Source organism: Euzebyella saccharophila, assembly GCF_014855495.1.
In the GTDB taxonomy this organism is placed as follows: Bacteria; Bacteroidota; Bacteroidia; order Flavobacteriales; family Flavobacteriaceae; genus Euzebyella; species Euzebyella saccharophila.
Map to the genome: position 1 here is coordinate 359,598 of NZ_JACYFJ010000003.1, position 15,230 is coordinate 374,827.

Below are 15,230 nucleotides of genomic sequence, written 5' to 3' on the forward strand. Positions count from 1 at the left end.
AAACAACCATTGAATGCCTTTAAAAAAATAAAGTGTTTTATGACTCATTGAGCATCATCGATCATGGTTTTGAAACATAGGGCATTTCGAAGCACTTTCCTTTTGTCCGAATCAAACTTGGCTACAACGCAAAAAACTTGCAGTTGCCGTTCACCCGTTATGAGCTATATGCGTCTTTAGCGGCAGTATTTTATTATTCAGTACTCTTTTGGTCAGTATATGGTTCTTTGGCAATTTGACTTATTCTTGAAAGAATTTGCCACATACCACCATCATTTTTTTTCCATATGTCAATCATATCAAAATGAGGTGGTAATTTGCCAACACCTTCCTGTTCCCAATCCAATGTCATCGTAATTCTTGCAACAACTATTGAATCCAATTCTTCAGAAATATTTAATGATGTAACATCTGCCGATAAGGCGCTCATTCCTTCCATTCCAAGATACATATCTTTACTAATAGGTGGTGCATCGCCATATGCTCTAATTAGCCGAAAATCTCTATGCATTAAAGAGGCTACCGTGCTCATCTCATTAGCGACTAGAGCAGCTGCCCAAGCATTTTCTTGTGCTAAAATCTCTTCAATAGCTTCACTCTTGAGTGCAATTTCGTTCGATTCATTCTCAATTTTAGTTTCTGGATTGGTTTCATTTTTATCGTTTTTACAAGCTTGAATTAGAAAGCACGTAACTACAATAAATAGAAGTCCTATTATTCTATGACTAGTCGAAAAGAAATGTTTGGAGTGATTCATAATTATTTACTTTGGTTGGTTGTTATTACCGCTAACAAATAGAGATTTTAAACTTCGCAACTATATACATCTATAGACTAACCCTTTATAGGTATAAAGCTGATTTTTTGTATATCAAATAACATCATGCAATACTACACTTGTTTATTTGATATGTTTTAGGGGAGAATTTTAATCTTAACGATCAACGTCTAAATATAGGTAAAATCTTATTACCTAGTACGTTTACTTATCCGTATTCACTTAAAAAACAATCCTTTACCAGCAACTTACGTTTTGGGGTAACTGTGGGCGGGGTTAGAATAGGGCGTTTGAGTTCATCTTTAGGTGACCAAGCGAAGCGACCAATGAATACATTTGAAAAACAATAAAAGTGTTATGAATCATTCTTCAACATAGGCTCCTTTAACCATAGTTACGTCTCAATATGCATTAATTTTCGGTTTTGTACTTGCTTTAGCAATTTCAAGCGGATTTAGGCGTGATTGTACCGATAGGCATGGGTACCCCAAAATTGGGGTTATATAAAATTGCAATAGTTTATTCCATCATATTAGTTGTAGCAACTTCTCTGTGTAATTTCCATCTACCATTATTTTTGTCCTTTTTTAAAATAGCTAAAAAAGTGTCAGTAATTTCTACTGTTTGACCCTCTGTATTAGTATAATAAACAGAGCTCGTACCAAAATCATAAGCGACGCTATCACTTACTATAATTGTCTCTTTGGGTCTCATAACCAAACTGTCGTAACTAAATAATTCATTGGGGTTCGCCCTTTGGGTTTTATATTGCTCCCATTCCCCACAAACAGGTGTTAACGAAATAATATCTTTCGTTCCGTACATTTTAAGATCTCCATACCTTTTTTCTTTAATTGCAAGTTCGAAACCACTTCTTAATTCTTCAATTGAGTTTAATTCTGCTTCTAGGTCTATTCCCTTTGAATTTGACGTTTTTAAATCATTTTCTTTGTTTGTTTCGTGACAGGAAATCAAAAACAAAGCCAGCAGAATAAATAATGTATATTTCATTTGATATCGGATTTATGATTATTCCAAATTATTGCAACGCAGGGCTATGTGTAGTCTCGCGTTTGGATTTTTGACTGTCCAACCGAAAGGTACGTAAAAAAGAAAAATACAAGGGAGCACACCAGATTGCATACTCGTCAGAACGGCGTTGTCGGGCTAGTATTGGTTGATATGATCAAATTATATGGAAGTAGGCCGTTGGTAACGATGGTTTTAGGGTAACTGAATTCATCACCCAAACTATAATCTAAAGTCCGTAAAATTCTTCCACCACCTTTGCTCGCCAAATATCGTTTTCTTTGAACTGGAGTAAGGTACCACCCCAAATGTCATTAGGATTACTCATGATTTGTTTGACCATAAGATTGATATGCGGAAAGGTTATTGTTTTCATCACTTCATCAACAGAAAGACATTTAATTTCCGATACACCCTCAGGCCTTTTGGCCATACCTTTCTGAACTTTGGCCGTGTAAACGTTTCGTAAAGAGGTATAACTTGCTCCTTTTAGTTCCCTTTTAAGCATAAAGGTTCCACTTAAATGAATTTCTTTTAATTCGAGACCATATGTTGAAGCGATACTAAACCATCGATAGATTTTACCGCTAAATCATTTTGTTCAAAAATTAAATCACTGTTTTTTTTCAAGACTCAAATTCATTTATCAATTATTTTTTTGAATTGCCTTCGGAAAGGGCCAAATACAACTCAAAAAGCATGGGGTCTTTAAATTCATTGTTCCAGAGAATAACTATTCGGTTTTCTTTCAAAAACCGGAGTGCATAGCTGGAGGTACCCTTACCTGCCCCACCGTGGCTTATGGTCTTAGCGGTTTGATTAGGGGAATATGGAAGATCTATCAGGCTAAAGCCATACCCATAGGGACTTTGGTGCGGACCCCAATCGCTCTTTGCTTCCGAAGGAAGCGAATGGGGAGTAAAAGCGAGGTTCCAAGATTCTTGAGAAAGCAATTGGTTCGTTCCCGCCGCCAGCATGAACTTATGCATATCACGAAGGGTAGTTTTTTCCCCTCCGGCACCTGTGAAATCACGATCATGTAGCGCTAAGTAGGCATTGCCATCTTGAAGGTATAGCACCGGAGTATTGGGTCCGTATACGGCTTCTGACCAATAGGTTTGTTTCATCCCGAGGGGAATAAAAAGGCGCTCTTGCAAGATTTTGTTGTAGTCGGTTCCCCAATTTCCCATGATTATTTCGGAAAGTAATACATAGCCCGTATTGCTGTATAAAAAGGCGGTCCCCGGTTCAAATGCCAAATCTACTTTTGAAATCTTGTGTTCTAGAATACTTCGCTGACTTTTTTCATTGTGCTCAGCCTTGTCTCGTTCCTCATACACCGTACTCTTGAATCCCGAACGATGCGCAAGCAAGTCATGAATGGTTATTTTATCACTCTCTGGGTGTTTGAACCAAGTTAGATGTTTCGAGATGGGGTCATTTAATTGGAGTTTACCCTCTTCCACTAATTGAAGTATAAGTACAGCGGTAAACATTTTACCTATACTTGCATTCCAGAAACGCATGTGAGGGGAATTGGGAATTTTCAGGTTTCGATCGGCAAAACCAAAAGCCCCTTCATAAATGATTTCTTCCCCTTCAGCCACCAAGAGTGCGCCATGTAATTTTCCCTCTTCATATAACTTTTGGGTAAGTTCCTCTATCTTAGTGCGTAGGTCACCGTCTGCTTGAGCAACCACCGCTAGCGCATTTAGGAATAAAGTAATCAATACTATGGCTATTTTTATCATAATGCCTTCGGTTCTATAAACGGTTTCTACTAACTTTCTCACTCATTAAATATTTAACCTTTAGTCACGATTTAATGTAAATATCAAACTAAGGGGGAAGTTGTAACGGTTCTTTTTTTAGGGGAAGATGTTTAATCCGTTGGATTCAAGACGAATATAAATAAAATATTGCTCCCGCCCCACCTATCTTTTTAATTGAATTTTTCGGTATGCCCATTTGCTCCCTTTTTCCACCACCAAAAAACAATCCCGCTAAAAACAATGGCCATAAAAATCCATGGGAGTTGTAAGGCGGTTAGGGATAAGGTCTCCAAATCGACATCTGACTGAAAAACCCCTGATGGTATGGCTTGGCTTTCATTTACAGGCCTCAAGTCAAATATACTGATCGTGACAAAATTAGCACCGGTATGAATGCCCAAGGCAGCGCCCAATCTTCGGGTCTTAAAATAGATGATACTAAAAAATAGGGTGTGTAGTACCGGAATCAGTATGGTATAGAAAAGGAGTTCGCCTGTCACTTGAGAGGAATAACTTTTGAACCCCACGAAAACCATCATCAACAAGATTGCTGAGTAGGACCCGACACTTTTCTCAAAGGATTGTAGCGGGTAGCCTCTTGTAAAAAGTTCGGTACCCAAATCGGCTATGAAAATAAAAAGGAGACCATAGACTACGTAGTACCAGGTAACATTCGGTTTTAGCTCCCAAGAAAAACCTGCGGTGAAGGATTGCAACAATGAAACGACCGCCCACAAAACGACTCCGATTACAAAACCATAATAAAACTCACGCCGGTTTTGAGCACTTAAGGTAATTCCCAAATCTCGGAGCGTCATTTTATCCGATTTCCCAAACCAGCGGGTCAACTGCCAAGCGGATAAGGCAAACAGCGTAAAAAGAAGCAATATGTTGGTATTCTGCGGCAGTTGAAAGGGCAGGTAAAAAGCAAGCAAGCCCTTACGAAGCAAAAAATCGAGAGCGGTGAGCAGCAGTAAGAATAAAATAGCTTTGAAAAATGATTTCATCCTATTATGATTGGCTATTACGTTTATAGAATTGATTACGATACCTTTTATCCAATAGAGCTCTTCTCCCTGTTTTGAAATTCTCCCATATACATCCCAATTCTTTACCCATGGTAAACCCATTTCCAGTTTGCACCGCTTTTCTCCGCAAAACCAAGACCAGGAAAGTTAAAATGAAAAGCGTTGATCATCATGCGCTCCGTATGTGCCAAATGCAACAATTTATTTCGCGTTTTTTTGGCATTTGCATGATCAAAATCAAAACTGGTCTGCCAATCCAACTTCTCCATATGAAATGGGTGTAAGAAAGCATCTGATATATAGAGGAGCCTTTCATCTTTATCCCCAATAATAAGTGCTATCTGACCTGCCGTATGTCCTTCAGCATTTACCGCCACTACCCCCTCACAGATTTCATGATAGTCTTGGGCGATCAATTGTACATTCTCTTTTTTTAAGGGTGTGATATTGTTATCAACAAAGAATTTGAACAATGGCGGCTGGGAATCCGATTTTGAGGAATGCCAAAAATCCCATTCCTTTTGATGCATATGAAAGGTGGCATTTTTAAAAAGTAGGGTTCCATCAGAGGAAAACAGCCCCCCAATATGGTCCGGATGAAAGTGGGTAATGATTACGTCAGTAATATCATTTGTAGCTATGTGCTCCTTATCCAACAACTGTTGCAATCTTCCTTTTAGCACAAAACTATTTCCTTTAAATTCTATGGGTTCTTGGGAAAATCCTATACCCGAATCAATAAGGATTTTCTGGTTTCCCTTTTGAAGTAGCATGGCTATGTAAGGAGAAGCAATATTTTCGGGATCAATTTTATAGGAGTCCAAGGCTTGCTTCAATTCCTGTTCTGGGGCATTGATAAAATAATCCTTCGCCTTATAAGTGAACATTAGGTCTTTAAAGATGGTGCATTGAAACTCGCCAATGTTACATTTATGAATCTCAGTATTCATAAAATCAAGTTGTAAGGGTTGAAGTCCAATGAGTGGAACTGAAGCTAAAAGACCACAGTTACGTGCAATGAAATGTCTTCTTTTCATGGCCAAGAAATGTTAAGGATGATTGCTTTAACGATCGGGAGGAGTGTAAATATAAGAATATCAGAAATTTACACCTTTACAGATTTCAAAAAAGTTTTACTAGGTTATTACTTGAAGATTTAACATGAGGGTTATCTATAAATTCTCATCCTGCCATTACCTAAAATGTAGGTTCAAAACCTACGGTACCAATAATCCTAAAAAATAGCCTAGCTAAACCACCCCTAGTTGATGTAGTACTTCCCTATAAATCCAATTGAGCCTTACCAAAACTAAAAACGTTCAACTTTTTTTCAAATAAGTTAAACAAATGTGGTTTATAAAAATACCTTGCTACCATTATTAAGTGTAAAGCATTATCCAAAGAAGTGCTTCCAAGAAAATTATTAACTATTTAATTTATGAATTATGAGACTTAACAACATTAAATTACTGGTACCCATGGTCCTAATGCTGTTTTTTGCAGTATCCTGTAGCGACGATGACAACGGGATAACCCCTCCAGACCCTGAAATGGAAGAGGAAATGGAAGAAGAGGAAGAGGAAGAACAAGAAGAGGCCACAACAATTGTTGATTTAGCAGTTGCCACGGCCGACCTTAGTATTTTGGTGGAAGCACTTACCGAAGCTGAATTGGTAGAAACATTACAAGGAGATGGTCCTTTTACCGTTTTTGCCCCTACCAACGCTGCTTTTGAAGCATTCTTGGCAGATAACAATTTTGCCTCATTAGATGATATTCCAGAAGATGTTTTGGAGCAAGTGCTTTTGAACCATGTGGTCTCCGGTGATTTGATGTCCGGTGATTTATCAACTACCTATGTAAGTTCTCTATCTACTGCCGGAGTTGGTGAAAAGAATATTAGCCTGTACGTAGATACAGCAGACGGTGTAAAAATCAACGGATCCACTGTGGCTACGGCCGATGTTGAGGCTTCCAATGGAGTGGTTCACATCGTTGACCAAGTAATTGGTTTGCCAAATGTAGTTGATCACGCGCTGTACAATGCCAGTTTCTCCGAATTGGTTGGCGCTTTGACCATGGATGACAACACAACTTTTACCGATTTATTGAGTGATGGAGAACAGATGTTCACCGTTTTTGCTCCTGTAAACGATGCTTTTACGGCTTTTGAAAACCCTAATGGAAACGACTTAAATGCCATTCTATCCAATCACGTGATTGCGGGTGCTTCTTTGGCCGCTGCCGACTTATCCAATATGTATGCGAGTACCGCCGCCACTAATGAGGATGGTGATAATTTGAGCATCTACGTGAACGTGGATGACGGTGTGATGCTAAACGGACAAAGTATGGTAGTTGTGAGCGATGTTGTAACCACCAATGGAATTATCCATGCGGTTGATACCGTTATTGACCTACCTACCGTAGTTACTTTTGCAGTTGCCGATAGCGAAAACTTTTCAAGCTTGGTTGGCGCATTGATCGCCGATGACCAGCCCGATTTTGTTTCAGTATTAAGTTCTACCACAGAAAACACTCCTTTTACAGTATTTGCCCCAATTAACAGTGCATTTGAAGCCTTGGAAGAAGTGCCTTCCGGTGAAACATTAACGGCCGTTTTAAATCATCATGTTATTGCGATGGCCAACGTTAGGTCTGAAGATTTAAGTGACGGTCTTGTGTCACCTGCTACTCTTGAAGGTGATTCCGTAACCTTCACTGAGGCAGATGGTTCTTTCACCATTACCGACGGCGCCGGAAACATGGGAGTTGGAATTGTGAAAGCAGACGTTCAGGCAATGAACGGTGTTATTCATGCAATTGATATGGTATTGATTCCCAATACCGAAGACTAAATAAATTTTTCCCCCGAATTAAAAAAGAGCCGCTAGAAATAGCGGCTCTTTTAATTTACAAACACCTCTCCGTTTGGCAATAGCTAAATCAATTTATGGACAAGACCACTACTTCTAACTAGTTAGCATACAGTTTTGACCGCTTTACAACTCTATTTTTTTTGAACAGTGATTATGTTGCATCTTCACAATCCCAAATCTTACCAAACCAGCCTAACTAATGCTATAAAACCCTGACGGAGACCGTCAGGGTTTTTGCATTTTATTATTTAAGATATCGGTTCGGCTATGGCAAGTAGGGCAGGCTAGGAAACTTTTCGTTTCCGTCTGGTCCGCTAACCAGAGCTTTTTGTTTTGTAATTATCTTTTCTTTTCAAATTGCCAATTCCAAAAGATTTGGCGGACTTAATAAACAAACCCAAGCCATTAAACATAGCACTTTACACCTTATTTGCTATAGGTACTGTTGACAATAGTTTTTACTTTTTGGTTATCAATTTTTCAATCGAGTCAATTGCTTTTTGACCAATATTTTGAGTGGTGTAAAATTCAGTTTTAGAATTTTGCCAATCCTGTCCTTTTTTCTGAACATCCATCGCTAACTCTCCAATCCTTTGATTCAATTCCGGTTTATCAACTAGCGTTGAGTCAAAAATACTTTCAACGAAAACAGGAATATTTTCTTCCAATAATTTAACGGATTCTAGATAAGTAATAGTTGATTCAAATAATGATGTCACACTATGGTCTTTTTTTTCAACCGATAGTAAATCGATATTTTTTTCAGTTTTCTTCACCAACTGTTGCGATAAGCTATGAATACCCATAACGTCCTCCATTTCAAAATTGTTGTCGCGGACTTTATACAATAGTGAATTAATATTTTCGGAGGCCAAATAAGTTTCATATCCAATATTTAGCGAGGTATGAGCTTGTTCAAGTGCCTTTGTTTTATCGTATTGTTCTTCTACACAAGAATTAAGCAAGAGAATTATGAAAATCCATAATGCTGTGAAGTAATTCAATTGTTTTTATCCTTTCAATTAGTGTTATTTAATTTATTGCCAACAAGGGGCTTACTTGTTTTTTTGCTGACGTTCTGCCTCTTCCATCATTTCCCTCATTTTTTTCTGGAACTTATTCTCCTTTTTAGGCTTTTTCTTGTTCTCTTGTATCCTAGCATGAATTTTATCATTGTCCAAAATAAAGTTCTTAATCACCAACATAATACCGATGGTAATTAGGTTGGATACAAAATAGTACAAACTAAGTCCGCTCGCATAGTTGTTAAAGAAGAACAACATCATCACCGGCATCAAATACATGATAAATTTCATGTTTGGCATACCCGGTTGTTGTGGCATATTCTGCCCGGTTGTCATCGTCATATAAAAGAAGATTGCTACCGATGCCAAAATGGGAAACAAGCTTATGTGATCCCCATAGAAAGGAATATTAAATGGAAGCTCTGCAATGGTATCGTATGAGGAAAGGTCATCTGCCCATAAAAAGGACTTCTGCCTTAAAGCGAACGATGTTGGGAAAAACATGAACAATGCATAGAAAATAGGCATTTGTAGTAAAGCGGGTACACAACCACTCATGGGGCTCACACCGGCCTTGCCGTACAACTTCATGGTTTCTTGCTGCTTTTTCATGGCGTTGTCCTTGTACTTTTCATTCAGCTCATTGATTTCCGGTCTTAAAACCTTCATCTTCGCTTGGGACAAGTATGACTTGTAGGTAGCTGGAGACATGGCCAAACGCACCAATATGGTCATGACCACAATGGCCAATCCGTAAGGTAAAAAAGAACTAAGGAAGGTGTAGAAAGGCGTAAACACATAGCGGTTCAACCATCCAAAAATTCCCCATCCAAAAGATATGGAGTCATCCAGTCCCAATTCCTCATACTGTTCCAACACCTTAATATCCGTAGGACCGTAATACCAGTGCATGTTTTGCGCCAATTCACCTCCGGCCAATTCCAAGGGAATCACGGAACTAAAGGCTTTGGTAAACTTGGTATCCTTACTTTCTTCCTCTACCAGGTTCTTAGAAGAAAATTCCACTGTTTTAAATTTGCTCTGATTAGTAGCCAAAATGGAACTGAAAAAGTGTTGTTTATAGGACAACCACTTAACATCCTCTTCCGTTTCCTCATCATCACCACCAACGGATAAGTAGTCGATCTTATCATCCTCGTAATTATAGGTAAGCTCTACATACCTATTTTCATACTCCACACTTTGGTCCAGCCTAAAGCTTTTTAGGTCCCATTGAAGTTCAATAGGCTTGCTACCATCGATTATTCCGTTTAAACCTTGGGAACGTACGGTAAAGTCTACCAAATAATCATCTTCCTTCATTTCATAACGGTACTCCAGAAAGGCGGTTGGTCCTGCTTTCGCTTTCATGGAAAGTACTTGGTTACCATTACTTTTGCTCAATGAAGGCTCAAAATAAAGATCTTTGGTATTTAATACCCGATTATCCGATGTGGTAAAATTAAGTCCGTATGAAGCGTTTCCGTCTTTTACGAGGTATACGGGTACCGAATCATAGGTATGGAATTGCTTCATTCGAGCTTCCACAATTTGGCCACCCTTATTGCTAATTTCAAGGGAAACGAGCTTATTCTCCAGTTTGGTGATTTTGTCGCTAGGATTTGTGAATCCAAAAGCACCTAACTTGCTTTTGTAGTTGGCTACCGCCGATGAATCTTGAAAATTAACTGCTGGGGCCACGGTATTGGACTCTTCTTCTACTTTTTGGGCTTCTTCCGCCATTTGCTCCTGTTCCGCTTTTTGAGCTTCCAGTTCTTCAGGTGTAGGCCTGTTTTGATAGAACATAAAAATTAGAATCCCAAAAATGAGTACAAACCCTATAATTGAGTTAACGTCCAGTTTCTTTTCTTCCATTGAAATATAATTACTTGGAACCTTGATGTGGTTCAATATCTGTATTGGTCAGAATTGCGATCTGCAAATATATGCCCAAATACGCATATTATGCCATACTGGCACTCGATTGTTTCTTTTTATATGCCAAAGCGGCTTTTACAAAACCAACGAACAACGGATGCGGATTGGCCACTGTACTTTTATATTCAGGGTGGTATTGTACCCCAATAAACCATGGGTGCACCTTAGGTTCCAATTCCACTATTTCAACCAAGTTGGTTTCCTTGTTGATGCCACTGGCCCTTAAGCCAGCTTCCTCCAATTGGGTCTTGTATTCGCTATTAAACTCGTATCTGTGGCGGTGCCTTTCAGAAATTTCGGAAGCTCCTTCATAAACTTCCTGAACCAAACTGCCATTGGAAAGTTCGCATCCCCAAGCTCCAAGTCTCATGGTACCTCCCTTTTCGGTAATATTCTTCTGCTCTTCCATCAAATTGATAACAGGATTTTCCGAGTTGCCGTTCATTTCAGTAGAATTGGCATCGGCCAGTCCAACCACGTTACGGGCGTATTCAATGACCGCCATTTGCATACCCAGACAGATTCCTAAAAAGGGAATTCCGTTTTCCCTTGCAAACTTTACCGCATTTATTTTTCCTTCGATTCCTCTTTCCCCAAATCCCGGGGCCACTAAAATTCCGTCAAGGCCTTTCAGCTTCTTTTCCAGGTTACCATCTGGCAGGTGTTCTGAATGAATGGAGCGAATATTCACCTTCACCTCGTTTGCGGCACCTGCATGAATAAACGACTCTAAAATGGATTTATAGGAATCTTGAAGTTCCACATACTTACCGATCAATCCTATGGAAACCTCGTGCTTTGGATTCTTGTGTCTTTCCAAAAACTGGCTCCATTGGGTGAGGTTGGGTTCCATGATATTGGCAAGGGCCAATTTTTGTAAAACCACCTTGTCCAAGCCTTCTTCCTGCATTAAAACCGGTACGTCATAAATGGTGGAGGCATCAATGGATTGGATAACGGCCTCTCTTTTTACATTGCAAAAAAGCGCCAATTTATCCTTTATTTCATCTGATATCTGATGCTCGGTCCTACAGACAAGAACATCTGCTTTAATTCCACTTTCCATCAAGGCCTTCACGGAGTGCTGTGTAGGCTTGGTCTTTAATTCTCCTGCCGCTGCCAGAAAGGGCACTAAGGTCAGGTGAATGACAATAGCGTTATTTTCACCCAGTTCCCAGAGCAATTGCCTAACCGCTTCAATGTAGGGAAGCGACTCTATATCACCAACGGTACCACCTATTTCGGTAATAACGATATCATAATCGCCCCCGTTGCCCAATATTTGGATTCGTTCTTTAATTTCATTGGTAATATGGGGTACTACTTGCACCGTTTTACCTAAAAATTCTCCCCTACGTTCCTTATCAATTACACTTTGGTAGATACGTCCTGTAGTAACGTTATTGGCCTGTGAGGTCTTAACGTTCAAGAAACGCTCATAGTGGCCCAAATCCAAATCGGTTTCAGCACCATCATCCGTAACATAGCATTCACCATGTTCGTAAGGGTTTAATGTTCCCGGATCAACGTTGATATAAGGGTCTAATTTTTGAATGGTGGTCTTATAACCACGTGCTTGAAGCAGTTTGGCGAGTGATGCGGCTATAATACCTTTTCCTAGAGAAGAAGTAACACCTCCCGTAACGAAAATATACTTTGTCTGAGACATATTGGGTTTCTTTGTTACGGGGCACAAAGATACAAATTGCCCTAAGATATCACAGTTTAAGGGGAGGAAATTCTTTCTGAATTTTACGGATCAAGGACTCTAAACCGTTCTCTTTGATTTCAAGTGTAGATTTCAGTAATAAGCCTAATTTTCCTTCTGGAAAGCCTTTTTGCTTGAACCACACCAGGTAAGCCTCGGGCAAGTCTACCAAATAGCGGTCTTTGAACTTACCAAAAGGCATGCGGTAATGTGCCAATTCTATGAGTTTTCTCTTATCGGGAAATACTTCCATATACCAATACTTCTACAATCATTTTTCCAATTACAAAGGAAGTATTTCATTTGGAAAAAAGAAGTTAAGACTAAAAATGGATATTAATAATTTTAGTTAATGGGATCTTGTGACTGCGGATCGCATTGATCAAAAACCAGTGCCCCATGTATTTCAGCATCATAAGGGTTTTCCCTGGTAAACTGAATTGCCTGTATGCCATTTGGGCTACCATCCAAATCATACGTACGTATACTCATATAGTCATAATCCGAAGGAACTGTAATATGATACTGATTGAATTGTGACCATGTGTATCTTTCCGGAACCCTGTAACCATCTATTGTAACCGTGAAATAATCGGCACAGAGGTCCATATAGGGTTCATAAACACCTTCTTCATTGGTGAAACCACCTTTATCTTCGATACCTGTAATGTAGATGGGTATGGTCATGAGTTCGCCCGTGTTGATACCCCCGCCCAACGAATCGGGTACCGGCAAGTCAAGTACGGTATTACAAAAAGCCGTGGCTTCGATCACTGTATTTTCTTCTGAAATTGTGATACTTAAGGGCAGTACAGTATCCAAATAATCGGCCATGGGTGTCTGGGCGTATGCAGGCACCTCGCCCTCCACATAATCAATAATATCCGTATCCGCCTTCGTAGGAACGCCATAAAGCGTATCTCTTTCAGCAGATAATAAATTTATGTGCTTGATGGTGTAGTTTCCTATAGGCATACTATCAACTTCCGACATAAAAACTCCCTTTTGTTCTACAACCGGTTTTTCGCTCAACCATCTTGTTCCAAGAGAATCTACCATATCAAACTGCACTAATTTTGGAACCCCATCCGTACAATTAGGAATCTTCGCCGTGCTACTGGGAATTATTCCCGAAAAATTAAACGTGCCATATGTAATTTCGGCTGGGAAATCTGCTTTGGTAGTATCCATTTCTACCACAGGTGCAAGTCCAGATTGTGAAGAATCAATAGCTGTGCGGTTGCTTTCACCTTCCAGTGATTCTTCAGCATCTATAGAATGCGAACAACCGATCATTATAAACATATAAGAAATTATCGTAAAATAAAGAGCCCTTTTCACCATCTTATCAGCGTATTGTTATTTTTAGGCAAATTACACAAGGGGAAATAAATCTAAAAAATATATCTTTAAAAGCTCTTTAACACTCGACAACATGAAACGTAGAAATTTTTTAAGTACTTCTGCTGCTGCATCGGTAGGTATTATGGCCTGTAAAAGTACCAACGCAATGCCAAACGAAACTTTGGAAGCAGAAAATAAATTGAAGAACAATATCAACCACAGTGTTTGTAGATGGTGCTACAGCAAAATTCCGATGGAAGACTTCCTAAAAAGTCTCAATGAATTGGGCATTAAGGCCATGGACCTTACCGGTCCGGAAGACTGGCCCATCATGAAAAAATATGGTATTCACGCCTCCATGTGCTGGGGTGCCGGAAAAGGGATTCTGGAAGGCTGGAACGACCCCAAATTACACGAAGAACTGATAGCTGACTATAAAAGAGTGATTCCCTTGGTAGCCGAAGCCGGTTATACCAACCTTATCTGCTTTAGCGGTAATAGAAATGGTATGCCCGATGACGAAGGCCTAAAAAATTGTACGGACGGACTTAAACAAATAATGTCCTTTGCCGAAAAACATGGGGTGGTACTGCAAATGGAACTTTTAAATTCCAAGGTGGATCATGCAGACTATATGTGCGATACCAGTGCCTGGGGCGTAGAATTATGTAAAGCCATTGGTTCCGATAACTTTAAACTGCTCTATGATATTTACCATATGCAGATAATGGAAGGGGATATTATTAGAAACATTCAAGATTATCATCAGTACTTTGGACATTACCACACTGGTGGAAACCCGGGAAGAAATGAAATTAACGATACGCAAGAATTGTTTTATCCCGCGATAATGAAAGCTATTTTAGAAACGGGCTATAAAGGATACGTAGCACAGGAATTTATCCCTACTTGGGATGATAAGATCGCGGCCCTTAAAGAAGGCGTTACCATTTGCGATGTATAAAAAAATTGGAGGGGTTTTTAATTGCTAAAATGCTTTAAAAACTCCTCTTTTCTTCTTACCGCCACTTCTATTTTGGCACCATCGGACATGACCACATACCCCCCTTTTCCTTTGATGTATTTTTCCACGTGGGACAGATTCACAAAATGGGACTTATGAATGCGGAAAAACTGGTTGCCGTTTAAAAAACCTTCAAAGTATTTTAGGGTTTTACTAGAGGTCAGTCGTTTTCCATGCACCGAAAATATGTTGGTATAATTTCCGTCTGACTCACATCTTATAATTTCGGGAACATTCAAGAATATATAATCTTTTAAGGTGGGGATGGCTATCTTTTTAATCCCCACCACCTTGTTTTCAAAATTATGTACCAGAACTTCCAACCGTTTGGCATGACTGTCCTTATTTTGTTTGTTCATCAAACGCTCTACCGTTTCCTTAAACTCATCGGCATCAATAGGTTTTAAAAGGTAATCAAAGGCTGAAAATTTAAAGGCCTTAACCGCATACTCCTCAAAAGCGGTGGTAAATACAACATAGAAATCTGTATGTGGCAACTCCTTAAGAAGATCAAACCCTGTTTCATCATTTAGATGTACATCTAAAAAAACCACATCAGGTTCATGAGTATAAATTGCGGCTTTAGCCTCGGCAACACTAGCTACCACTTCCACCAATTTAATACCCGTACCGTATTGCGAGACAAGTTTTATCAGGGCATCTTGGCAGTGTTTTTCGTCATCTACAATTATTGCTTTCATCATA

14 protein-coding genes are annotated in these 15,230 nt (G+C 39.3%); 2 read left to right on the plus strand and 12 right to left on the minus strand.

Translation table 11 applies throughout. The features are described from left to right. Nucleotides 1-193: 193 nt before the first annotated feature. The 6 genes from IL355_RS12275 to IL355_RS12300 all read right to left on the minus strand — a co-directional run bounded on the left by IL355_RS12275 (nt 194) and on the right by IL355_RS12300 (nt 5,644). On the minus strand, nt 194-757 hold the full coding sequence (locus IL355_RS12275; protein WP_192462409.1) for a nuclear transport factor 2 family protein: 564 nt from the start codon (nt 755-757) through the stop codon (nt 194-196). 540 nt (nt 758-1,297) lie between these two features. Next, a complete protein-coding gene (locus tag IL355_RS12280) occupies nt 1,298-1,789 on the minus strand; it encodes a Cif family virulence factor (RefSeq protein WP_192462410.1) in 492 nt (163 codons plus the stop codon). A 247-nt stretch (nt 1,790-2,036) separates the two neighbouring features. Continuing rightward, a complete protein-coding gene (locus IL355_RS12285) occupies nt 2,037-2,315 on the minus strand; it encodes a hypothetical protein (protein WP_192462411.1) in 279 nt (92 codons plus the stop codon). Nucleotides 2,316-2,457: 142 nt separating this feature from the next. Then, complete coding sequence (locus IL355_RS12290; RefSeq protein WP_192462412.1) at nt 2,458-3,600, minus strand: serine hydrolase domain-containing protein; 1,143 nt, start codon at nt 3,598-3,600, stop codon at nt 2,458-2,460. A 149-nt stretch (nt 3,601-3,749) separates the two neighbouring features. After that, nucleotides 3,750-4,709, minus strand: coding sequence for a CPBP family intramembrane glutamic endopeptidase (locus tag IL355_RS12295; RefSeq protein ID WP_192462413.1), 960 nt, complete (start codon nt 4,707-4,709; stop codon nt 3,750-3,752). Further along, on the minus strand, nt 4,691-5,644 hold the full coding sequence (locus IL355_RS12300; protein ID WP_192462414.1) for an MBL fold metallo-hydrolase: 954 nt from the start codon (nt 5,642-5,644) through the stop codon (nt 4,691-4,693). The genes IL355_RS12295 and IL355_RS12300 overlap by 19 nt, the downstream gene beginning before the upstream one ends. Before the next feature lie 408 nt (nt 5,645-6,052). On the opposite strand from IL355_RS12300, the gene IL355_RS12305 reads away from it, so the two are divergent. Continuing rightward, nucleotides 6,053-7,465: a fasciclin domain-containing protein gene (locus IL355_RS12305; RefSeq protein ID WP_192462415.1), complete on the plus strand. Its 1,413-nt coding sequence runs from the start codon at nt 6,053-6,055 to the stop codon at nt 7,463-7,465. Nucleotides 7,466-7,944: 479 nt separating this feature from the next. On the opposite strand, the gene IL355_RS12310 is transcribed toward IL355_RS12305, so the two are convergent. The 5 genes from IL355_RS12310 to IL355_RS12330 all read right to left on the minus strand — a co-directional run bounded on the left by IL355_RS12310 (nt 7,945) and on the right by IL355_RS12330 (nt 13,462). Next, on the minus strand, nt 7,945-8,490 hold the full coding sequence (locus tag IL355_RS12310; RefSeq protein WP_192462416.1) for a hypothetical protein: 546 nt from the start codon (nt 8,488-8,490) through the stop codon (nt 7,945-7,947). Nucleotides 8,491-8,541: 51 nt separating this feature from the next. Beyond that, nucleotides 8,542-10,386, minus strand: coding sequence for a membrane protein insertase YidC (gene yidC, locus IL355_RS12315; RefSeq protein WP_192462417.1), 1,845 nt, complete (start codon nt 10,384-10,386; stop codon nt 8,542-8,544). Between the two features lie 88 nt (nt 10,387-10,474). Continuing rightward, a complete protein-coding gene (locus IL355_RS12320) occupies nt 10,475-12,118 on the minus strand; it encodes a CTP synthase (protein ID WP_192462418.1) in 1,644 nt (547 codons plus the stop codon). 49 nt (nt 12,119-12,167) lie between these two features. Further along, a complete protein-coding gene (locus IL355_RS12325) occupies nt 12,168-12,410 on the minus strand; it encodes a DUF3820 family protein (RefSeq protein WP_192462419.1) in 243 nt (80 codons plus the stop codon). Between the two features lie 92 nt (nt 12,411-12,502). Next, nucleotides 12,503-13,462 carry a hypothetical protein gene (locus IL355_RS12330; protein WP_192462420.1) on the minus strand — a complete coding sequence of 320 codons (960 nt, stop codon included), beginning with the start codon at nt 13,460-13,462 and terminating at the stop codon, nt 12,503-12,505. 130 nt (nt 13,463-13,592) lie between these two features. On the opposite strand from IL355_RS12330, the gene IL355_RS12335 reads away from it, so the two are divergent. Next, a complete protein-coding gene (locus tag IL355_RS12335; RefSeq protein WP_192462421.1) occupies nt 13,593-14,465 on the plus strand; it encodes a hydroxypyruvate isomerase family protein in 873 nt (290 codons plus the stop codon). Nucleotides 14,466-14,482: 17 nt separating this feature from the next. On the opposite strand, the gene IL355_RS12340 is transcribed toward IL355_RS12335, so the two are convergent. Then, nucleotides 14,483-15,229: a LytR/AlgR family response regulator transcription factor gene (locus tag IL355_RS12340; protein ID WP_192462422.1), complete on the minus strand. Its 747-nt coding sequence runs from the start codon at nt 15,227-15,229 to the stop codon at nt 14,483-14,485. Between the last annotated feature and the right edge of the window lies 1 nt (nt 15,230).

What these genes read in the sequence shown, in the direction of transcription:
- IL355_RS12275 (WP_192462409.1), bottom strand. Translation starts at nt 757, where the DNA reads ATGAATCACTCCAAACATTTCTTTTCGACTAGTCATAGAATAATAGGA.
- IL355_RS12280 (WP_192462410.1), bottom strand. Translation starts at nt 1,789, where the DNA reads ATGAAATATACATTATTTATTCTGCTGGCTTTGTTTTTGATTTCCTGT.
- IL355_RS12285 (WP_192462411.1), bottom strand. Translation starts at nt 2,315, where the DNA reads ATGCTTAAAAGGGAACTAAAAGGAGCAAGTTATACCTCTTTACGAAAC.
- IL355_RS12295 (WP_192462413.1), bottom strand. Translation starts at nt 4,709, where the DNA reads ATGGGTTTACCATGGGTAAAGAATTGGGATGTATATGGGAGAATTTCA.
- IL355_RS12300 (WP_192462414.1), bottom strand. Translation starts at nt 5,644, where the DNA reads ATGAAAAGAAGACATTTCATTGCACGTAACTGTGGTCTTTTAGCTTCA.
- IL355_RS12305 (WP_192462415.1), top strand. Translation starts at nt 6,053, where the DNA reads ATGAGACTTAACAACATTAAATTACTGGTACCCATGGTCCTAATGCTG.
- yidC (WP_192462417.1), bottom strand. Translation starts at nt 10,386, where the DNA reads ATGGAAGAAAAGAAACTGGACGTTAACTCAATTATAGGGTTTGTACTC.
- IL355_RS12320 (WP_192462418.1), bottom strand. Translation starts at nt 12,118, where the DNA reads ATGTCTCAGACAAAGTATATTTTCGTTACGGGAGGTGTTACTTCTTCT.
- IL355_RS12325 (WP_192462419.1), bottom strand. Translation starts at nt 12,410, where the DNA reads ATGGAAGTATTTCCCGATAAGAGAAAACTCATAGAATTGGCACATTAC.
- IL355_RS12330 (WP_192462420.1), bottom strand. Translation starts at nt 13,462, where the DNA reads ATGTTTATAATGATCGGTTGTTCGCATTCTATAGATGCTGAAGAATCA.
- IL355_RS12335 (WP_192462421.1), top strand. Translation starts at nt 13,593, where the DNA reads ATGAAACGTAGAAATTTTTTAAGTACTTCTGCTGCTGCATCGGTAGGT.
- IL355_RS12340 (WP_192462422.1), bottom strand. Translation starts at nt 15,229, where the DNA reads ATGATGAAAGCAATAATTGTAGATGACGAAAAACACTGCCAAGATGCC.